Source organism: Streptomyces cinerochromogenes (assembly GCF_014648635.1).
In the GTDB taxonomy this organism is placed as follows: domain Bacteria; phylum Actinomycetota; class Actinomycetes; order Streptomycetales; family Streptomycetaceae; genus Streptomyces; species Streptomyces cinerochromogenes.
In genome coordinates this window covers 83,291-103,068 of sequence record NZ_BMRM01000003.1, presented here as the reverse complement: position 1 = coordinate 103,068, position 19,778 = coordinate 83,291, and the positions used below count along the sequence as shown (strand labels likewise).

18 protein-coding genes are annotated in these 19,778 nt (G+C 74.0%); 8 read left to right on the top strand and 10 right to left on the bottom strand.

The window, feature by feature from the left end; translation table 11 throughout:
• Nucleotides 1–339 precede the first annotated feature (339 nt).
• Nucleotides 340–828, bottom strand: a complete 489-nt coding sequence (locus tag IEZ20_RS07135) for a MarR family winged helix-turn-helix transcriptional regulator (protein WP_229895927.1) — start codon at nt 826–828, stop codon at nt 340–342.
• A 90-nt stretch (nt 829–918) separates the two neighbouring features.
• On the opposite strand from IEZ20_RS07135, the gene IEZ20_RS07130 reads away from it, so the two are divergent.
• Nucleotides 919–1,371, top strand: a complete 453-nt coding sequence (locus tag IEZ20_RS07130) for an SgcJ/EcaC family oxidoreductase (RefSeq protein ID WP_189295563.1) — start codon at nt 919–921, stop codon at nt 1,369–1,371.
• 107 nt (nt 1,372–1,478) lie between these two features.
• Here IEZ20_RS07130 and IEZ20_RS07125 read toward each other — a convergent pair whose 3' ends face one another.
• Nucleotides 1,479–2,141, bottom strand: a complete 663-nt coding sequence (locus IEZ20_RS07125; RefSeq protein ID WP_189295561.1) for a ScbR family autoregulator-binding transcription factor — start codon at nt 2,139–2,141, stop codon at nt 1,479–1,481.
• A 320-nt stretch (nt 2,142–2,461) separates the two neighbouring features.
• On the opposite strand from IEZ20_RS07125, the gene IEZ20_RS07120 reads away from it, so the two are divergent.
• Nucleotides 2,462–3,622 (top strand): MFS transporter, encoded by a 1,161-nt coding sequence (locus IEZ20_RS07120; protein ID WP_189296197.1) that lies wholly within the window; start codon nt 2,462–2,464, stop codon nt 3,620–3,622.
• A 228-nt stretch (nt 3,623–3,850) separates the two neighbouring features.
• Nucleotides 3,851–4,696 carry a DUF1206 domain-containing protein gene (locus IEZ20_RS07115; protein WP_189295559.1) on the top strand — a complete coding sequence of 282 codons (846 nt, stop codon included), beginning with the start codon at nt 3,851–3,853 and terminating at the stop codon, nt 4,694–4,696.
• Between the two features lie 12 nt (nt 4,697–4,708).
• Here IEZ20_RS07115 and IEZ20_RS07110 read toward each other — a convergent pair whose 3' ends face one another.
• The 3 genes from IEZ20_RS07110 to IEZ20_RS07100 all read right to left on the bottom strand — a co-directional run bounded on the left by IEZ20_RS07110 (nt 4,709) and on the right by IEZ20_RS07100 (nt 9,092).
• Nucleotides 4,709–6,424: an LCP family protein gene (locus tag IEZ20_RS07110; protein WP_373303910.1), complete on the bottom strand. Its 1,716-nt coding sequence runs from the start codon at nt 6,422–6,424 to the stop codon at nt 4,709–4,711.
• A 163-nt stretch (nt 6,425–6,587) separates the two neighbouring features.
• Nucleotides 6,588–7,628: an urea transporter gene (locus IEZ20_RS07105; RefSeq protein WP_229895926.1), complete on the bottom strand. Its 1,041-nt coding sequence runs from the start codon at nt 7,626–7,628 to the stop codon at nt 6,588–6,590.
• A gap of 153 nt (nt 7,629–7,781) precedes the next feature.
• Nucleotides 7,782–9,092 carry a hypothetical protein gene (locus IEZ20_RS07100; protein WP_189295555.1) on the bottom strand — a complete coding sequence of 437 codons (1,311 nt, stop codon included), beginning with the start codon at nt 9,090–9,092 and terminating at the stop codon, nt 7,782–7,784.
• A gap of 222 nt (nt 9,093–9,314) precedes the next feature.
• Here IEZ20_RS07100 and IEZ20_RS07095 point away from each other — a divergent pair, with 222 nt between their 5' ends.
• Entirely contained in the window at nt 9,315–9,683 is a 369-nt protein-coding gene (locus tag IEZ20_RS07095; protein WP_229895925.1) for an STAS domain-containing protein, read from the top strand.
• Nucleotides 9,684–9,744: 61 nt separating this feature from the next.
• Here IEZ20_RS07095 and IEZ20_RS40940 read toward each other — a convergent pair whose 3' ends face one another.
• Complete coding sequence (locus tag IEZ20_RS40940) at nt 9,745–9,822, bottom strand: 50S ribosomal protein bL37 (protein WP_466338761.1); 78 nt, start codon at nt 9,820–9,822, stop codon at nt 9,745–9,747.
• Nucleotides 9,823–10,006: 184 nt separating this feature from the next.
• Between IEZ20_RS40940 and IEZ20_RS07090 the strand changes: the two genes are divergently transcribed.
• Entirely contained in the window at nt 10,007–10,465 is a 459-nt protein-coding gene (locus tag IEZ20_RS07090; RefSeq protein WP_189295551.1) for a GreA/GreB family elongation factor, read from the top strand.
• A 54-nt stretch (nt 10,466–10,519) separates the two neighbouring features.
• Here IEZ20_RS07090 and IEZ20_RS07085 read toward each other — a convergent pair whose 3' ends face one another.
• Nucleotides 10,520–13,033 carry an ATP-dependent Clp protease ATP-binding subunit gene (locus tag IEZ20_RS07085; RefSeq protein WP_189295549.1) on the bottom strand — a complete coding sequence of 838 codons (2,514 nt, stop codon included), beginning with the start codon at nt 13,031–13,033 and terminating at the stop codon, nt 10,520–10,522.
• A gap of 230 nt (nt 13,034–13,263) precedes the next feature.
• On the opposite strand from IEZ20_RS07085, the gene IEZ20_RS07080 reads away from it, so the two are divergent.
• On the top strand, nt 13,264–13,767 hold the full coding sequence (locus IEZ20_RS07080; protein ID WP_189295547.1) for a thioesterase family protein: 504 nt from the start codon (nt 13,264–13,266) through the stop codon (nt 13,765–13,767).
• A 503-nt stretch (nt 13,768–14,270) separates the two neighbouring features.
• Here the strand turns inward: IEZ20_RS07080 and IEZ20_RS07075 are convergent.
• Genes IEZ20_RS07075 through IEZ20_RS07065 form a run of 3 tightly spaced genes read right to left on the bottom strand, consistent with a single transcriptional unit; the run spans nt 14,271 to nt 17,224 of the window.
• Entirely contained in the window at nt 14,271–14,651 is a 381-nt protein-coding gene (locus IEZ20_RS07075) for an NUDIX hydrolase (RefSeq protein WP_189295545.1), read from the bottom strand.
• A gap of 56 nt (nt 14,652–14,707) precedes the next feature.
• Entirely contained in the window at nt 14,708–15,589 is an 882-nt protein-coding gene (locus tag IEZ20_RS07070) for a YegS/Rv2252/BmrU family lipid kinase (RefSeq protein WP_189295543.1), read from the bottom strand.
• Between the two features lie 42 nt (nt 15,590–15,631).
• On the bottom strand, nt 15,632–17,224 hold the full coding sequence (locus tag IEZ20_RS07065; RefSeq protein ID WP_189295541.1) for an FAD-binding oxidoreductase: 1,593 nt from the start codon (nt 17,222–17,224) through the stop codon (nt 15,632–15,634).
• 130 nt (nt 17,225–17,354) lie between these two features.
• On the opposite strand from IEZ20_RS07065, the gene IEZ20_RS07060 reads away from it, so the two are divergent.
• Together IEZ20_RS07060 and IEZ20_RS07055 are read left to right on the top strand one after the other, a co-directional pair.
• Entirely contained in the window at nt 17,355–18,002 is a 648-nt protein-coding gene (locus IEZ20_RS07060) for a TetR/AcrR family transcriptional regulator (RefSeq protein ID WP_229895924.1), read from the top strand.
• Nucleotides 17,999–19,573 carry a glycerol-3-phosphate dehydrogenase/oxidase gene (locus IEZ20_RS07055; protein WP_189295539.1) on the top strand — a complete coding sequence of 525 codons (1,575 nt, stop codon included), beginning with the start codon at nt 17,999–18,001 and terminating at the stop codon, nt 19,571–19,573. The genes IEZ20_RS07060 and IEZ20_RS07055 overlap by 4 nt, the downstream gene beginning before the upstream one ends.
• Nucleotides 19,574–19,778: the final 205 nt, after the last annotated feature.

Below are 19,778 nucleotides of genomic sequence, written 5' to 3'. Positions count from 1 at the left end.
CCGCTTCCAACAGGCCGGTCACATGGTTGTCTTGATCTCACATCCTAGTGACCACGCACACATGTCCGTTCACCGGACGCGCCCACCGCGGGGCCCGGACCCGCGAACCCGGCCGCGCTTGCGTACGAGAGGCACGGGACCGGGTCCGTACGGTGAACGGACCGCCAACGCCCGGCATCCGTACGGGAGATGACTCCGCCGGACCGCGGGAGGAGCGGCACGGGGCCAGGACGAGGTGCCGCCGGACCGCCGGCTTCCCCGGTGCCACCGGGCCGCGCCGGCTCGACCGGTCGCCAGGTGAGGGACCGGCGGCGCGGGCAGGGGCGTCGGGCGCCCGTGTCAGCCCGTGCCCCTGGTCCGCCTGCGCGGGGCCGCGGCCCGGATCTCCTCGGTCGCGGCGCGGAACGCGGGGGCAGCGCGGGTGAAGTAGTCGAAGATCAGGGCGCGTTGGCCGGGCGTGTAGTGCGCCAGGACCTCGGCGAGACGGCGCCGCGCCGGGCCGACGACCTCCTCGACGCGGGCGAGGGCGTCGGGGACGGGTTCGACGCGCACGCGGCGGCGGTCCGTGGGATCGGGGGTCCGGCGCGCGTATCCGGCGCGCTCCAGACGGTCGATCAGGCGGGTGGTGGCACCGGTGGTCAGGCCGGTGCGGGTGGCGAGTTCACCCGGTGTGAGGCTGCCCTCCTGGGTGATCAGGCTGAGCGCGTACCACTCCGAGGACTGCAGGCCCGCGGCCTCCGCACCGGCCAGGCCGTGGAGGCCCACGGCGTCCAGGTACTGACGGAAGACCACGCGTTCCTCGTCCCCGCCGCTCCGGGAATCCGGCACGGTTGCCCCCTTTCCAAATCTCTGCATGTGTGCAGATACTTCTCTCAGTAAGATTCTGCACAAGTCTAACCACGAGGGGAGACCTCCGCCATGCCCGCCACGCACGACCACGCCGCCGTGACCGCCGTACTGGACGCCCTGGTCGCCGCCTGGAACCGGCACGACGCCGACGCCTACGGCCGCCTGTTCACCGAGGACGCCAGCTACGCCACCTACGTCGGCACCCTCTACCAGGGGCGCCAGGACATCACCGAGAGCCACCGCGTGTTGTTCACGACCTTCCTGAAGGACACCCTGCTCGCGGACGAGGTCGTCGGGGTGCGACTCCTCGGGCCGGACACGGCGGTGGTCACCGGGCGCGGCGACACGTACAAGGGCAGCCGGCCCCGCCGGCTCGGGAAGGTCCAGACGTACACGCTGGTGCGGGAGGCGGACGGCGCGTGGCGTATCGCCGCCTTCCACAACACCAAGCGCAGGCCGCTTATGGAGGCGGTCTCCTTCCGGTTCGCGCCCGGACTGGTCCCGGCCGCGAACCGGGCGTGAGCGACGTCCCGCCCAAACCGTCGCAGCGGTTTGCTACGTGCCGGCAGGCGGGCCTGCCGCACCGCGCGGGAAACGGCCGTACGAGGGTGCCGGACGGGCCGGTCGGTTCAGCCGGAGACGCCGGCGAGGGCGGCGGACTTCTCGTGGACCTCGGCGATCACGCGGGCACCGCGGTCCGGCGCGGTGTCCAGACGGACGAGGACGGCCGGGGCCGCGATCGCGGGGAGGAGGTGGTCGTACAGCGCCGACATCCGCTCGTCGAGGTCGGCCCAGCCGGCCACGGCCTGCGAGACGAACTGCACGCCGATCCAGGCGCCGAGGAAGATCTGGGCGGTCTCCTCCGGCACGACGTGCGGGAGCACCTCGCCGCGCTCCTTGGCCTCCGCCAGGACGCACGAGGTCAGCCGGGCCCAGGCCGGCCAGGCGCTGCCGAGGACGTCCTGGCCCTGGAGGTCGGCCGAGAGCCGGACACCGGCGAGCAGGACGGGCTCCCGGGGCAGTCGCTTGGCCAGGGTCATCCCGGCGTCCACCCACTCCTGGAGCTTCAACTCGCGGGGCAGGTGGTACTCGGTCCTCATCTGCTCCTGGAGCACGCCCCGGGCGAGGGCCGCCTTGGAGTCGAAGTGGAAGTAAAGGGCACCCTTGGTGACACCGGCGCGGTTGAGGATCTCGGCGATGGTGGCGGCCGCGTAGCCGCGCTCCGCGAAGACGGCCGCGGCGGCCTCGAGAACAGCACGTCGGGTCCGGACAGCTCGCTCCTGCTGAGCCATGGACCCTCCCCCAGCTGAAAATTAAACCAAACAGCTCGTACCATACCGCACGGAACGTCAACGGGAAGGCCTGCCCGGGCAGTTGGCGCACAGTGGCACTTGCGCCCGACACGCGACGACGGGTCCCCGTACGGCGCCGAGTCCGCCCGGCGCCCCCCGGCCGCGGGACCGCAAATCGGTTGCGGCGCGAGCGGTGGGGCGGGTGGGGTGGGCGCATGGATGGTGCCACGGGGCAGGCGCGGTGGACCGGGCCGGACGGCGGCAGCGGGGCGGCGGCGCGGCCGGCTCCGTGGCGCGCGGTCGCGGTGCTCGCCGCCCTGATGCTGGCCGCGTTCACCTTCAACACCGCGGAGAACCTGCCGATCGGACTGCTGGAGCTGATCTCGCAGAGCCTTCGGGTGTCCCTGCCGGCGGTCGGTCTGCTCGTCACCGGCTACGGCCTGGCGGTGGCCGTCGCCTCGCTGCCGCTCGCCCACGTCGTGCGATCGGTGCCCCGGCGCCATGTGCTCACCGGGCTCCTTGCGGCGCTGGTGGTGTCCAGTCTGGTCGCGGCACTCGCCGCCTCCTACTGGCTGCTCCTCGCGGCCCGGCTGCTGACCGCGCTCGCCCAGGCGCTGTTCTGGGCCGTGATGGGACCGGTGGCGGTCGGCCTGTTCGCGCCCGGCGTGCGCGGGCGTGTGGTCGGGGCGCTGTCGGTGGCCGGTTCGCTCGCCCTCGTGCTCGGTGTCCCCGCCGGGACCTGGCTGGGCCGGCGCAGCGGCTGGCCGGTGCCGGTCTCCCTCCTGGCCGTGCTGGGGCTGGTCTCCCTCGTGACGATCGCCGCCCTGCTGCCGGCCTCGCCGCCGGACGAGGAGCCCGCCGCCTACGCGACCGGCCCGGACGTCCGCCGGTTCCGGGCCGTGCTGGCGGCGGGATTCCTCTCCGCGACCAGGGCGTTCGCGGGATACACCTACCTCGTGTCGTTCCTGGGCACCGTCAGCGGGTTTGCGCCGGGCACGGTCAGCGTCCTCTTCGCGGCCTTCGGCACCGCGTGTCTGGCCGGAGTGAGCGTCACGGCGGCGCTGCTGGACCGCTTCCCGGACGCCACGCTGACCACCGCCGTGGCCACCGAGGCGGTGGGCCTGCTCGGACTGTACGCGGCCGGTGCCCGTCCGGTGACGGCGGTACTGTTCCTGGTCCTGACGGGCGGTGCGCTCGGGCCGGTGTTCATGGCCGCGCAGAACGCGATGCTGCACTGCGCGCCGGGCCGCACGGACCTCGCGCTCGCGGCGAACTCCGGTGCCTACAACGCCGGTATCGCGGCGGGCGCCGCACTCGGCGGACTGGTCCTGCCGCTCGCCGGCGTACGGGGCGCCTTCCTCGCCGGCGGACTGCTCACGGCCTGCGCCTGCGCGGTGCTGCTCGGCGACCGCCTGTGGTCACGCCCCGCAGCGGGGCCGGCCCGCTCCCCGGACACCTACCGGGGCCGCTCCGCGCGGTGACCTGGCGGGGCACTGGACCCGGTGGGGCGTAGAGAGCCGGCGGGGCGAATGGACCCGGTGGGGCGAATGGACCCGGTGGGGCCGGTGGCCCCGACGGGGCCAGTGGGCCCAATCGCCCGGTGGGGCCGAAGGGGCCGAAGGGGCCGAAGGGGCACATCCCCTTCGGGTGAACGTGCCGGTGACCGGCGAACAGGTGTCGTACCGGCGCGCGGGGGCAGTCGGCGGTGTATGGATGCACAGTCATGGGCCTTGCGGGGACGGTTCCGGGCGCGGCGGGTGGCGGACAGCACGGCCATGGCCGTGGCGGCCCGGGCGGGCTTCGCGGCCCGGGGGCTGATCTACGTACTCGTGGCGGTCATCGCGCTGCGGATCGCCTTCGGCGGTGACGGCGGCGGGAGCCAGGCCGACCGCGGCGGTGCCCTCAGCCAGCTGGCCCGGCAGCCGTTCGGGGCGGCGATGCTGTGGATCGTGGGCATCGCACTCGCCGGAATGGCGGTGTGGCGGCTGTCGGAGGCGGTGTTCGGCGGGGCGGGCCCCGACGGGTCCAAGCTCTCCCGCCGGGCGTCGGCCCTGTACCGTTTCGCCTTCTACTGTTTCGTGTCCTACTCGGTGCTCGCCTACGCGGCCGGGGACCGGGGCAGCGGCAGCGGAGCCTCCGACCGCAACACCGACGACGTCACCGCCCGGGTCCTGGAGTGGCCCGGGGGCCAGTGGATCCTCGGCCTGGCGGGTGCCGCGGTGGTGATCGCGGGGGTGTGGATCGCCGTACGGGCGCTACGGCGGACCTTCCGCGAGCACCTGCGGACGCAGGCGATGTCCGCCCGGGCCCGAACGGTCGTGGAGGCCCTCGGGGTGACCGGCGGCGCCGCCCGTGGCGTGGTCTTCGCCGCGGCCGGTGTGTTCGCCCTCGTCGCGGCCGTCCGGCACCAGCCGGGCAAGGCCCGCGGCATGGACGACACCCTGCGCGCCTTCCGGGATCTCCCGGCCGGGCCCTGGCTGCTCGCCCTGGTCGCGCTCGGCCTCGCCGCGTTCGGCCTCTTCTCCTGGTGCAACGCGCGCTGGCGCAAGCTCTGATCCGGCTGCCGCTCAGGCGTCGGAGTCGGGCTTCTTCCGTGCCGCCGCGTACGCCTGGGAGGGGGTCATGGAGACGCCGTCGAGGGTGACCGTCTTGTAGGGGCTCACCTTGGCGCAGGTCTTCGCCTGGTCGGCGGTGGAGGCGTGGGCGCCCCCGACGGCGGCCTTGGTGTCGGCGGGCGCGGGCGAGGAGACGCCGCCCGGATAGCTCTTTCCGCTGGGCCAGTCGCTGCCGATCACGAGGGTGAGGCCGGCGCCGGTGCCCTGCTTGAGGTGCGAGGAGGGCAGGCCGAGCGCCTTGGCCACCGTCCGCGCCTCGGGCCCGCGGCCGGCGCCGTAGGTGAGGGTGGTGGTCGTCGCGGGGGCGGGGGCGTTGGCCGTGGTCGTGCCCGGGCTGAAGCCCTTGCCGGTGAGGGCGGCGGCGACGGCCGAGGCACGGCCGGTGACCGTGGTGCCGTTCTCCACGGTCACCGCGATCCGCGCGGCCGGTACGGCGGAGGCGGTGGGCGTCGCCTCCGCGGTCGCCGAGGCCGCCGCCGACCTCGTGCCGGAGCCGGTGGTCAGGGACCGGTCGTCGGCGATCGTGGCGAACAGCGACCGCGCGCCCGGGCCCACCACGACACGGTCGCCGTCCTCCGGGTCGGGTGCCGTCTGCATGGTGGTGAAGGTGATCCGCTCGGCCGGGACCCTGTTCACATCACCCGCGAGCGCGATCAGCTTCTTCACGCTGCCCAGGCCGTCGTCCACGGTCAGCGCCTTGGTGGCGGCGTCGGCGAGGTGGTAGACCGCCGTGGGATCGGTGAGCGTGCCCGCGCTCTTGAACTTGCGGATCATCGCGCTGAGGAAGATGTGCTGCGAGATCGTGCGGCCGAGGTCGCTGCCGTCGCCGAAGCCGTGCCGGGAACGTACGAACTCCAGGGCCGCGACCCCCTTGAGGGTGTGGGCGCCCTTGGACAGCTTCAGGTGCGAGTAGGTGTCGTAGACGTCGTCGCTGACGCACACGGAGACGCCGCCGACCGCGTCGGACATCTTCACCACGCCGGAGAAGTCCAGCTTGACGAAGTGGTCGATGGGGATGCCGGTGAGCCGGTGGACGGTGGCCACCTGGCAGGCGGGGCCGTACTGCAGGGCGCTGTTGATCTGGCCGTAGTAGCCGTTCGTGGACTGCCCCGACGCGCTGTCCTTGCAGGCCGGGACCTTGGTCATGGTGTCGCGCGGGATGCTCATCACGGTGGCGTTGGAGCGGTCGGCGGATATGTGCAGCACCATCTGCACGTCCGCGTTGCTGCCGGTCTGCACGCCGGTGGCCGAGCAGCCGCCGCCGAGCTTGCAGTCCGTCCTGCTGGTACGGCCGTCGGAGCCCATGACGAGGATGTTGATGGGGGTGCGCCCGAAGGCGTCGGCCTTCTCCGTGCCCCCCTTGCCGTCCAGCGAGACGCTGTGGATGTTGCCGTTCAGGTGCTGGTAGAACCACCAGCCGGCACCGGCGGTGACCACGATGAGGACGGACAGGCAGATCCCGGCGAGCTTCAGCAGGCGCCTGCCGCGTCCCGCCGGGCGGGTCCGGCCGCCCCGCCTGCCGGCGCGCCCACGCGGGGCCGCCGCCCGGTTCGCGGACCTGCCGCCCGGCGGCCGCCCACCGCCCGCCCCGGTGCCCCGCTGCCGGGGAACCTGCCTGCCGGGGCCGCGCGTGACCTGGCCGGCCGGCCCGTCCCACGGGTCGTTCATCTTCCACTCCCTGAACGGTCGCGCCTGCGCCGGGCCGGTCGCGTGGTTGCGCGATCCGGCGAACGGCCTGTCCGAGCAGCGCGGATGCCTACGGGATCCACAGGTGGCGGAGTCTACGTGCCGTTCCTGAGCGCCCGGCGCTCCGCCGGTGCCGTCGGGTGGCCTACGCGGCGGGAGCCGGGGTGCCGGGGCGGGGCGGGGGCGGCTCGGACGGGGCGGGGCCGGTGAGGCGCGGGAAGGAGCGGGCGGCGATCAGGAAGCCGAGTGTCGTCACGACGAACGGCCAGGTGAACGCGTGGCCGCCCGCCGGGGCGAGCAGATGGGCGACAGCCGGTGTCACGGCGGTCGCCGTCGCCGCGCCGAGCAGTGCGTACAGCAGCGTGGCCGGGGCCGCCGCCAGGAACACCCCGCACAGGGCGAGCGCGACGAGCACCGCGTTGTACCCCATCGTGCCGTCGGCGATCCGGTCCGCCGGCGCGCCGAGCGCCCAGGCGGTCAGGACGCCGGTCGCGCTGCCGGCGCAGGCCACCAGCCCGGCCGCCCGGCTCGCCAGGAAGAGTGCGGCGAGCAGCAGCGCCCCCACGTACCACTCGTCCAGGAAGAACACCTGGGACACGTTGCGGAAGAACGCCCGCCACAGCTCGCCCGGGCGCGGCTCGCTCGGGCCGGAGGCCGCCCCGGGCAGCGCGGCGAGGCTGCCGCCGTGCGGCCAGATCCGCCGGAAGGCGGGCGCGGCGACCGTGACCGCGCTCGCCAGCAGGCAGTACGGCAGGGTCAGCGGGGGCAGGTGCCACACGCGCAGCAGCCGGACCACGGCCGCCGAGACGACCGCGGCCACCGTGCAGCCGACGGCGGCGAGCAGCGCCGTGGACAGCCGGTCCGCGTCCAGGAACACCGCGAGACACAGGGCGAGGAGGCAGGAGTTGAAGCCCTCCGGACCCGATGCCACCCGGTCCGGGGCGACGTGCAGCAGCCGGGCGGTACCGGTGCCGAGGGCGGCGCCGCCCAGCGCGTAGGCGCCGTAGCGCCAGTCGGCCGCGCACAGGGCGAGGCAGAAGAGGGCGCCGGTCCGCGCGTCCGCCAGGAACATCACCTGGGCCGGGCCGCGCAGCAGGGACCGCCCGAAGACCGGGCCGCGCAGAAGCCGCCCGATGCCCGCGCCCCGGCTACGACGCCACCTCCGGACACCGTCCGACCGCCGCACGCCCCGCCCCCTCACCCGACGCGCCCCCACCCTCTGTCGCTTTTCCGCTTCGCGGCATACATATTCCGTCATGCGGTACGAATTGTCGAGATCCCCGGGCCTGCCGGTGGCTCTCGGTGCGGGCTCCCGGGGAGGGGGCCGGGAGCCGGGCCGTCACTTCGCGGCGTCCCGGCGGCGTACCGCCGCCAGCACCAGTCCGCCGAGCGCGGTCGCGCCCACCGCGCCGGCCGCCAGGAGCGGCACGCCGTCGCTGCCGGTGCTCGCGAGGGTCCCGCCGGTGCCGGAACCGGACGCCGTGGACGCGGTGGACGTGCCCGACGTGGTGGACGCCGAGCCCGAGGTGGCCGTCGTACCGGAGGTGGCCGTCGTACCGGAGGTGCCCGTCGCCCCCGTCGTGCCCGTCGTCCCCGTCGCGCCGGAGCCGCCCGTCGACTGTCCGTGCGGGTCGCCGCCCCCGCCCTCCGTACCGGCGCCGCCGCTGTCCGCTCCCCCGGCGCCCGTGCCACCGCCGGCCGTGGTGCCGCCGGCGGTGCTCGTGCCGGGCTCCTCGCCGCCCGTCACGTCGACGGCGAGGTAGGCCGTGTCGTTCGCCCGGTTCTTGTCGAACGCGGGGTGGATGCCGTACACGGAACTGGCCGTCACCGCGCCCTTGGTGCTCCGTGCGGTCTTGGCGATCTCCAGGACGAAGGTGTAGTCGAGGGACTGGTCGACGTCGATGGTGTGGCCGGCGGGCCGGCAGACGTACCGGGCGTGGCCCGGCTCGGACGGTCCGGTCGGCCCGTCGACGCCGAACGGCGCGCAGTCCCCGGGCACCTCCTTGGCGACGGTTCCCTCCGGTATGCGCACCATCAGGGCCGGCTGGTCGTCGCTGTCCTGGTTCCGGATCCAGCCGGGGCCGTGGTTGCGCAGTGTCGCGGTGACGGTCACCCTGCTGCCGGGCGCGCCCTCCACCAGGTCTCCCTCCGCCGCGAGGTCGGCCGTGCTGTCCGCGGTCAGGGTCAACCGCCGGTAGCTGTCGTCGAAGCCCTCCCCCGGGGCCTCGCCGGTGCGGCCCGTGCCGTACTCGACGGCCTCCATCAGGGCCTGGGGCAGGGCCTTGAACCGTACGGGGGTGGTGACCGAGGCACCGGGCCGGACGACCGTGTCCCACTCGCACAGCGCCTGCCGGACGTGGTCGTCGAGGGTCGAGTAGGTGCAGCCCGCGACCTGGTCCGGGAAGTCGAGCCCGCGGGTCAGCCGGATCCGGAAGGCGAGGCCGTCGGTGGGCGCGGTGCCCTTGTTGGTGACGGTGACGGCGTTGTCGTAGATGTCGCCCGGCTTGGGCGAGGCGGCCGGGAGGGTGGAGATCACCAGGTCGGGGGCGAGTTCCTCGGCGTGCGCCACGGGGACGGCGAGGAAGGGGACGCCGATGCCGATGGCCGTGGCGGCCACGGCGGCCGCCGTGGAACGGAGGGGTGCGCGCACGGTGGATCTCCTCTTCGTATGCACAGGGGGATGCGCAGGGGTATGCACATCGGCATGCGTCGGCATGCCGGACGGCGGGCGGGCCTGGTCATGGCCCGTCCGTCATGTACTGGACACACGAGAGGCGTCAGAGGTTGCAGGGGAATCCTCCGCGCGATCCTGGGCAGCCTCCCGGAGAGGAAAGCTCAGGGCAGAGATCGGGCGAGCGTGGACGAGGAACGCGTGGCGGACACCGCAGGCACCAGCGAACAGGCAGAACCGGACGGACTGTCGGTCACCCGGACCGACGTCGACGGTGTCACCGTCGTCACGGTCGTCGGCGAGGTCGACCACCACACCTCCGGCGCCCTGCGCCGGGCCCTCGCCCCCGCCGATCCCGACGGGGCGCGCACGGTGGCGGATCTCAGCGGGGTGCCGTTCATGGACTCCAGCGGCATCAACGTGCTCATCGCCGCACACCAGGCCCACGGCCCGACGGGCTGGCTGCGACTGGCCGGCGTCCGCAGGCCCGTCCTGCGCACCCTGGAGATCGTCGGCCTCACCCCCCTCCTCGCCTGCTACCCCGGCGTCCGCGACGCCCTGGACGGCTGACGGGAACACCCCGGAACCGACGCGGACTTGGGTCAGGGAGCCGCGGACGCGGTGAGGCGGGTCAGGACTGCGGGCGCCGCCCGTGGTTGGCCGCGTGCTTGCGCCGCCCCTTCTTCTTCCGGCGTCGCTTCGAGGACATGGGCACCTCCTGGGAACAGGGGGCGGAGCACGATGTGCTCCGCCTGTGGGGCATAGAGGACATAAGCAAGATATCCCCGCGTTCCTCGGCACTCCACCGGAGCGAGATTCGGCGATTCGCCTGGCTATGATGCGAAATGCCGGAGTTTCCGCGCGGTCCTTCCGCACCCAGAGGAGCAGACACCATGACCGGTGATCCCGAGCCGATCAGCGCCCAGGCCCGCCGTGCGCTGGAGCAGGAACTGGCCGACCTCCAGGCCGAACGCCGACTGGTCGCCGGCACGCTCCGGGACCTCTCGGTGGGGGACCAGGCCGACCAGGCCGACGAGTTGCGGCGCGCCGATCAGCTCGGACGCCTGGACCGCCGTATCGAGGACATCACCGAACGGCTCAGTCAGGCGGAAGCGGCCGGGCCCGCCCCCACCGACGTGGTCGGCGTGGGCAGCACGGTCACCGTCCGCTTCTCCGACGGCGCGACGGAGGCCCTGCAGATCGGCGAGGTAGCCGAGGCGCTGGACCAGGCGCTGGTCACCGCCGACAGCCCCCTCGGGCGCGCGCTGCTCGGGCGCCGGCCCGGGGACACCGTGCACTACAACACCCCGGACGGACCGGCGACGGCGGTGGTCGTGTCGATCGGGGAATGACCGCCGAACGGCGGCCGAGGGGCCCGCGAGCGGGCGGGAGCCCTCGACGGTACGTCAGGACTCCGCGGACGCGGGTGTCCGGGACTCGCTCCGCCGTACCCAGCAGTGCAGGGAGTCGTTCCGCACGTCGGCCACGATGGTGTCGCCGGGCTCGCCCTCGCCGCTGAGCAGGATGGTGGCGATGCGGTTGTCGAGTTCCGCCTGGATCGTGCGGCGCAGCGGCCGGGCACCGAACTCCGGCTGGTGGCCATGGGCGATGAGCAGCTTCTTGGCCGCTTCCGAGACCTCCAGGTCCAGGCCCTGGGCGCGCAGCTTGCGCCGGCTCGCGTCCAGCAGGTGGTCCACGATCCGCCCCAGGTCGTCCTCGGTCAGGCCGTGGAAGATGATGATGTCGTCGATCCGGTTGAGGAACTCCGGCAGGAACCGGGTACGCAGGTCGTCCATCAACTCCTCCCTCAGCTCGGACACATCGCCCTTGTGGTCCAGGATGCGGTGCGCGCCGATGTTGGACGTCATGATGACGACGCAGTGCCGGAAGTCGACGGTGCGGCCCTGGGCGTCGGTCAGCCGTCCGTCGTCCAGGATCTGCAGGAGGGCGTTGAAGACATCGGGGTGGGCCTTCTCCACCTCGTCGAAGAGCACCACGCTGTACGGCCGGCGGCGGACCTTCTCGGTGAGCTGGCCGGCCTCCTCGTAACCCACGTATCCGGGGGGCGCGCCGACCAGCCGGGCGACGGTGTGCTTCTCCTGGAACTCGCTCATGTCGAACCGGATCATGCGGTCCTCCTCGCCGAACAGCAGCTCGGCGAGGGTCTTGGCCAGCTCGGTCTTGCCGACGCCGGTCGGACCGAGGAAGAGGAAGGACCCCACGGGCCGGTTGGGGTCGCCCATGCCGGCGCGGTTGCGGCGTACGGCCTGGGAGACCGCGGTGACCGCCTCGTCCTGGCCGACGATCCGCGCGTGCATCTCCTCTTCGAGCCGGAGCAGCTTCTCCTTCTCGCTGGCGGTGAGCTGGGAGACCGGGATGCCGGTGCGGCGGGAGACGACGTCGGCGATGTCGGAGGCCGTGACGGAGACGATGCCCTCACGACGCTCCTCGATGCCGGCGAGTTCGCCCTCCGCCTCGGCGATCTCCCGCTTGAGTTCCGAGGCCTTCTCGAAGTCCTCGGCGGAGACAGCCTGTTCGAGTTCCCTGCGCAGCTTGGCGATACGGTCCTCACGGCTGACGACCTCGGTGGAGCGTCCGGCGCCGCGCAGCCGCACCCGGGCGCCGGCCTGGTCCATCACGTCGATCGCCTTGTCCGGCAGGAAGCGGTCGCTGATGTACCGGTCGGACAGTTCGGCGGCGGCCACCAACGCCGCGTCCTCGAAGCGGACCTGGTGGTGGGCCTCGTAGGAGTCGCGCAGCCCCTCCAGGATCTGCACCGTCTCCTCGACCGTGGGCTCGGGTACCAGCACCGGCTGGAACCGGCGCTCCAGGGCGGCGTCCTTCTCGATGTGCTTGCGGTACTCGTCCAGCGTCGTGGCGCCCACGACGTGGAGTTCGCCGCGCGCGAGGGCGGGCTTGAGCATGTTGCCCGCGTCCATGGATCCCTCGCCGGTGGCTCCGGCGCCGACGACCGTGTGCAGTTCGTCGATGAAGAGGATGATGTCGCCGCCGGCCGCCTGGACGTCCTCGATGACCTTCTTCAGCCGCTCCTCGAACTGTCCGCGGTACTGCGCGCCCGCCACCATGCCGGACAGGTCCAGCGAGACGACCCGCTTGTTCTTCAGGGACTGCGGGACCTCCTCCGCCACGATGCGCTGGGCCAGGCCTTCCACGATGGCGGTCTTGCCGACGCCGGGTTCGCCGATCAGCACCGGGTTGTTCTTCGAGCGCCGGGACAGGATCTCGACGGTCTGCTCGATCTCCTCGGCCCGCCCGACGACCGGGTCGAGCTTGCCCGCCTTCGCCTCCTCCGTCAGGTCGCGGCCGTACTCGTCCAGGCTGGTGGCGGGCTTCGTCCGTTCGGCCTGCGCTCCGTCCTGGCGCGGCGCTCCCTGTTCGGCCAGCCCCGGGAGGCGCTTGGTGTCCAGGCCCTCCGCCCGCAGCATGCGGGCGGCACCCGTGTCGCTGTCACCGAGCAGGGCGCTCAGGATGTGCTCAGGACCGATGTAGGACACGCCGGCCGCCTGCGACTGGGCGTAGGCGGCGCGGAGGGTGCGCTTGGCCGCGGGGGTGAGGCCCGGCTGTGCGGAGGGCTCACCGGACTCGCGTGGCAGGACCTCGGACAGCTCGGCGGCGACCGTGTCGGGGTCCACGCCGACCTGGGAGAGCAGCCGGCGGGACGGGGCGACCTGGGTGGCCGCCCAGAGGAGGTGCTCGGTGTCGAGGTCGGAGGTGCCGTCCTCGGCCGCCCGCCGCGCGGCCAGGTTCAGCAGTTCCTGTGAGGACTCCGTGAGCAGCCGTCCGATGGGGACGCGCTGCACCGCGGGGGGCGAGGACGCCGGTGACATACCGAAGAATCGATTCAGCATCTCGCTGAACGGGTCCGACGAACCGAACGGTGCACCGAACGACATCGACATGGCGGCTCCAGGCGCGCGAGGGGGCAACGATCCGGGAAGGGAGTCTGCGGGGGGGAGGCCGGGGTCAGCTGGAGGTCAGCTGGAGGCAGTGAGGGATCAGTACTCAGTGAGGGATCAGTACTCAATGAAACCCGGTGCGGACGACACCGCAAGCGGAGGCTGCCGACGGCTGCTCCGGGGTGGGCCGGGGGCCCGGGGCGAGGGCGGTTCGGAGGCGCTAGCGTGAGGAGATGCGCCATGAGGTGACCGACGCCGACACCGCGATCCGGATGGGCAGCGGCGACGTGCCCGTCCTCGCGACACCCCGGTTGATCGCGTGGATGGAGGCGGCGACCGTACGGGCCGCGGCCCCCTTTCTGGGGGCGGGTCGGACGACCGTGGGTACGGCGGTCCGCATCGAGCATCTGCGGGCCACGGCGGTGGGCGGCGAGGTCGAGGTGACCGCCGAGGCCACGTCGGATGCGACGGACCGGCGTCTCACCTTCGCGGTACGCGCCGTCGACGGCTCGGGCCGGGTGGTCGCGAGGGGCGAGATCGAGCGCGCGGTGGTCGACCGACAGCGGTTCCTCGCGCGGCACCCGGACGCGGGACCGAGCCAGGGGCCACCGGGTGAGGGACCGACACCTGACCCGACGCCGCCCGAGAGGCCGCCGTCCGGCGCGGTGCCGCCCGAGGGCGCTGCTTCCGATGCGGTGCCGCCCGTTGCTCCACCCTCCGGTACGACGACGCCCTAGGGGCCGCCGTCCGGCACACCCGCGCCCGAGGATCCGCCGCCGTCGCCATGCCGTCGTAGTGCTCGCCGGCTCAGGGCCCGGCCCGCCGCGCACCACCGCCCGCCGGTCCGACGGCCGGCGTGCCACTGCCCGGGAAGCCGCCCTCCGACACCCCGCCGTCCGAGGGCCCACCGCCTGGAGGCCCGGCCCGCCACCTCCACCTCCACCTGCTGGACCCTGGTGATCGGCCTGGTGCCGGTCCGCGCGCGGCCGCGGCACAGGCACCCGGGCCCAGCGGCTGCCGGCCGATTCCCTCTTCGACCACACCAGGGCCGAACGGCTCCAGGCCTGGACGGATTGCGCCCACCTCGCCGAGCAGCGCGCTTCGGAGAAGGCGGGCTTCGTCAGGGAGGGCGTGCCGCGCTCGGCACAGTGGCGTGAGGGCCGGTGGCACGACCGGGTGATCTACTCCGTGCTCCGCGCGGAGCGGTCCGGCGGCGGACTCGGGTGAGCGCGGGGCGCCTTCAGACGGGCGTGTGCCCCTGGAGGTACGCCCGCACCGGACCCGGCAACGGCGTTCCCCCGGTCTCCTCGATCGGTGTCCAGCGCAGTTGTTCCGGTGTGAACCGGCCGCCGGACGACGGTGACTCCGTCAGGAGCTGGCACACCACGGCCGTTTCGCCCACCGGTTCGCCCGCCGTTGGTTCCGGATCCAGCGGCTCCGTGCCGTCGACCAGGTAACCGGTGGTCTCGTAGACGACGCGTGCCGCGGTGGCCTGGGCGGTCTCGGCCGGGTCCGGGGTGCCCGAGGGCAGGGACCAGACGTCTCCGTCCGGCACCAGCAGCACCCGCCCGTCGTACACGACGACCGCCCGCACCACGCCCTCGGCCTGCTCGAACGTCATAGGTCTCCCTCCCCAGGCACTGTGTGCCTACCCAGGGCGAGCCGGTGCCGCACCTGTCAGTACAGCACCGGCAGGTCCCCGGGCCGTACCCGCAGGGTCACCGGGAGGACGGCCTCCACCTCGCCGTCGGCGCCGTAGGGGACGGGCCGGTCGGCCTCGATGCGCAGTTCCCGGCCCTGGAGGACGCGTACTTCGGGGCGCCGGACGTGGGCGCCCGTCGTCAGTTCGTTCATCAGGGTGAAGAACAGGCGGCGCGGGGCCTCGCGGATCAGCACGATGTCCAGCAGACCGTCGTCGACGCGGGCGCCGGGCGCGATGAGCCGGCCGGAGCCGTAGTAGGGGGAGTTGGCCGCGACGACGGTGTAGCCGCGGTGGTGGTGCTCCTCGCCGTCGACGGTGACGCGGTAGCCGGCCGGCCGCCAGGTGGTGACGGCCCGCAGGCCACCCGCGTAGTAGGACGCGGCGCCGCGCAGCAGACGGGCGTTGTTGGCGTGCCGGTTGGCCTCCGCGTCGACGCCGGCGTACACGCTGCCCAGGACCACCGTGCGCGGGTGGACGGCCGACTCCACCTCGATGGTGTCGACGGGCCGCGGCTCGGCGTGCAGCAGGATCTCCGCGAGCGCGGCCGGTTCGGCGGGGAGGTGGAGCGCGCGGGCGAAGTCGTTGCCGCGTCCGGCGGGTACGAGGCCCAGGACCGTTCCGGTGCCGCTGAGCGCGCCGCCGATGCCGCCCGCGATGCCGTCGCCGCCCACGGCCAGCACGATCCGGCCCCGTTCTCCGGCCGTGCGGGCGATGTCCTGGGCGTGGGCGAGGCTCTGGCTGTACTCGGTCTCCAGCTCGGCGCCGGCCGCGCGGAGCAGCCGGGCCAGCTGGAGCAGGGTCGCCGCCCCGGTCGAGCCGCCCGCGGTGGGGTTGACGACGGCGGTGAACTGGCGCATCGGTGGGCCTCCGAGGCAGGGCGGTCGGGTCGGGTCGGTGGGTCAGTCGGTGGGGAGCAGGACGCCGGGGTTGAGCAGCCCCTCGGGGTCCAGGCGGCGCTTGACGGCGCGCAGGGCCGAGATGCCGAGCGGGCCGGCCTCGCGGACGAACCAGTCGCGGTGGTCGGTGCCGACCCCGTGGTGGTGGGAGATGGTGCCGCCGGCCGCCAGCACGGCTTCGTTCGCCGCGTGCTTGGCGGGCGCCCAGTGGGCCACCGGGTCCTCGCCCTGGGCGCTGACGACGGTGAAGTACAGCGAGGCGCCGTTCTCGTACACGTGCGAGATGTGGCACATGACGAGGGGCGGGGTGCCGGCCTGGGTGAGGGTGTCGGTGAGCGCCGTACGGACGGCCGTGTAGAGGTCGGGGACGGCGGACCAGAAGGCCGCGGTCTCCAGCGTCTCGGCGAACGCGCCCACGTCGAGCAGGGCGTCGCGCAGGTACGGCGCCGAGTAGCGGCCGTGCGCCCAGCGTTCGCCGGGTTCGGTGCCGGCCGGGGTGCCGCCGCAGTCCGTCAGGACGGCCGCCGCCCGTTCGCGGCGGTGTGCGGTGTCCTCGGCCGTCCCCTCGTAGCCGGTGACGGCCAGGCAGCCCGCTCCGCCCTGGGCCGGGTCGGCGCCGATCGCGTCGGGCTGGGCGAGGCCGATGAGCGTCTCGGTCTCGTCGGACAGGCGCAGCACGGTCGGCCGGGGCCCGTCCTGGGCGAGCCGGCGCAGTGCGGCGGCGCCCTCCTCGAAGGAGCCGAACCGCCAGCCCTCGTACACCCGGACCTCCGGCCGGGGGCGGATCCGCACCGTGACGGAGGTGATGACGCCGAAGGCGCCCTCGGAGCCGAGGACGAGCTGGCGCAGGTCGGGTCCGGCGGCGGAGCGGGGGGCACGGCCGGTCTCGATGGTGCCCTCGGGCGTGGCGAGGGTGAGTCCGAGGACCATCTCGTCGAAACGGCCGTACCCGGCGGAGGCTTGTCCGCTGGAGCGGGCGGCGGCGAAACCGCCGATCGTGGCCCACTCGAAGGACTGCGGGAAGTGGCCGAGGGTGAAGCCGTGTCCGGCGAGCAGGGCCTCGGCCTCGGGGGCGCGCAGGCCGGGCTGGAGGACGGCGGTGCGGGAGACGGGGTCGAGGTGGAGCAGACGGTTCATGCGGCGCAGGTCCAGGGCGACGAACGCGCTGCGCTGGGGGGCGAGTCCGCCCACCACCGAGGTGCCGCCGCCGAAGGGCACGACGGCGAGGCCGTGGGCGGCGCAGGCGCGCAGGACGGCGAGGACCTCGTCGTGGTCGGCGGGCAGGACGACGGCCTGGGGGACGTCGGTGACGTCGCCGGCGCGGATGCGCAGCAGGTCGGGGGTGGACTTGCCGCGGGTGTGCCGGACGCGGCTCTCCGGGTCCGTGCGGACGTGTTCCTCGCCGCCGACGGCCGCGGCGAGCGCCCGCAGGGCGGCGGGGGCGGCCGTGGGGGCGGGCGGACGGACGTCCTCCAGGGCGAGGGCCGGCGTGCTGCGCGGCTTGACGCCGAGCAGGTCGCGCAGCAGCCCGGTCACCGAGTCGGGCAGCGGTGCCGCCTTGGCCGGGTCGCCCCAGCCGTTCCACAGCATGTCCATTGAACGGTCGTCCTCACAGGTCGGTGTGCTGGTCGGTGTGCTCGGTCCGGTGCTCGGGCGGCGCGGCTCGGCTGCCGTCTCCGGGGCCGTACCGCTTCCGTCCGGCCCCCGGGGCGTTACACTGTGACACATGACGCCTATTCGTCACAACGGTTCGGGCAGCGCGCCGGGCAACGGCTCGGACAGCGGCCCGGGCAACGGTTCCGACAACGACCCCGTGCTCGACGCGGTACGCGACTGCGTGCTGGCCGTCGGAGTGCGCCGCACCACGCTCGCCGACGTCGCCCGCCGCGCCGGCGTCTCCCGGATGACCCTGTACCGGCGCTGGCCCGATCTGCGCACCCTGGTCGGCGATCTGATGACCCGGGAGTGGATCGGCGTGGCCACCCGCGCCATACCGGAACCCGCGCCCGGCGTCACGACGCGGACCCGGATCGTGGACGGACTGGTGGCCGGCGTCGAGGCGTTCCGCGCGCACCCCCTCTTCCACAAGATCGTCGACGTCGATCCGGAACTGCTCCTGCCGTACGTCCTCGACCGGCGCGGCGCGAGCCAGGAGGCGCTGCTGGCGCTGCTGGCCGACGCCCTGCGCGAGGGCCACGCGGACGGCTCGGTACGGCCCGGCCACACCGAACGGCAGGCCCGCGCCCTGCTGTTGACCGTGCAGTCCTTCACCCTGTCCCTGCGCACGATGACTGACGAGGACGATCCGGAGCTGGACTCCGCCGCGTTCCTCGGCGAACTGCGCACCCTCCTGGAGAGGACCCTGACGCCATGAGCCACACCGAGGCCGCGCCCGGCACGTCCCTCAGCACGCACCGGCGCCGCCGGGAACTGGCCGAGGCCGCGGACGGCCGGGTGGCCGACGTCCTGGTCGTCGGACTGGGCGCCACGGGCGCCGGAGCCGCCCTGGACGCGGCGGCCCGGGGCCTGGACGTCGTCGCGGTGGACGCCCACGACCTGGCGTTCGGCACCTCCCGCTGGAGTTCGAAGCTCATCCACGGCGGGCTGCGCTACCTGGCCTCCGCGCAGTTCGACGTCGCCCACGAGAGCGCGGTCGAACGCGGGGTGCTGATGACCCGGACGGCCCCGCACCTGGTGGCCGCCCAGCCGTTCGTACTGCCGCTGACCCCGCTGGTCTCCCGGGCACAGGCCTCGCTGGCGTGGGCCGGGTTCCGGGCCGGGGACGTACTGCGGCTGGCCGCCCGGACCCCCCGCCAGGTGCTGCCCGCCCCGCGCCGGCTCTCGGCGACGGAGGCCCGGCACCTGGCGCCCTCGGTGCGCGCGGCCGGGCTGCGCGGCGGGCTGCTGTCCTGGGACGGCAAGCTGACCGACGACGCCCGCCTGGTCACCGCCCTGGCCCGGACGGCCGCCGCGCACGGCGCCCGCGTGCTGACCCGGGTACGGGCGCTGGAGCTGACCGGGACGGGCGCCCGGATCCGGGACGAACTCACCGGCGAGGAGGGCGAGATCAGGGCCCGCGCCGTGATCAACGCCACCGGGGTGTGGGCGGGCACCCTCGCCGACGGCATCCGGATCCGCCCGTCCCGCGGCACCCACCTGGTACTGCGCTCGGAGCGGCTCGGCATCCTGCCGGCGGGCCTGCACATCCCGGTGCCCGGGGAGACCAACCGCTTCGTCCTGGTGCTGCCGCAGGGGGACGGCCGGGTCTACGTCGGGCTCACCGACGAGCCGGTCGACGGCGGCATCCCGGACGTGCCGGAGGTGCCGGAGACCGACATCGGCTTCCTCCTGGACGTGCTCGGCTCCGCCCTGGACATCCCCGTGACCCGGGAGGAGGTCGTCGGCTCCTTCGCCGGGCTGCGCCCGCTGCTGGACACGTCCGCCGGCACCGACGCCCCGGCCCGCACCGCCGACATCTCCCGCCGGCACGCGGTGGTGGCCTCCCCGGACGGGGTCACCACCGTCGTCGGCGGCAAGCTCACCACCTACCGGCGGATGGCGCAGGACGCCGTCGACGCCGTGGTGGAGTCGCGGGGCCTGCGTGCCGGCCCCTCCCCCACCGCCGCGCTGCCGCTGACCGGTGCGGCCTCCCCCGCACGGCTGCGCGCGCTGCCCGCGCCCCGCCGTCTGGTCCGCCGGTACGGCACCGAGGCCGTGGCGATCCACGCCCTCGCCGCCGGGGACCCCGCCCTGGCCGAACCGGTCCTGCCCGGCCACCCCGTCACCCGGGCCGAACTCCTCTGGGCGGTCCGGCACGAGGGCGCCCTGGACGAGTCCGACCTCCTCGACCGCCGCACCCGCATCGGTCTGGTCCCCGCGGACCGCGCCGAAGTCCTCACCGTCGCACGGGACATGCTGGAGAGGGCGGCCGCGCTGCGTCCCTGACGGGCGGAGCGGAACCATGACGACCGGCGCCCGGGCTCGCGCGAGCCCGGGCGCCGGTGTGCGGTCGGCCCCGGAATGCCGACGGATTTCCGGAAATAGGCTCGCCGTCCGGGGATGTCCACCTACTGGGGAGCAGGGATGTACAACCACTCAGGAAACACCTGACCTCACACCCGGCGAATCGCCACGGAGCACCAGGTTCGCG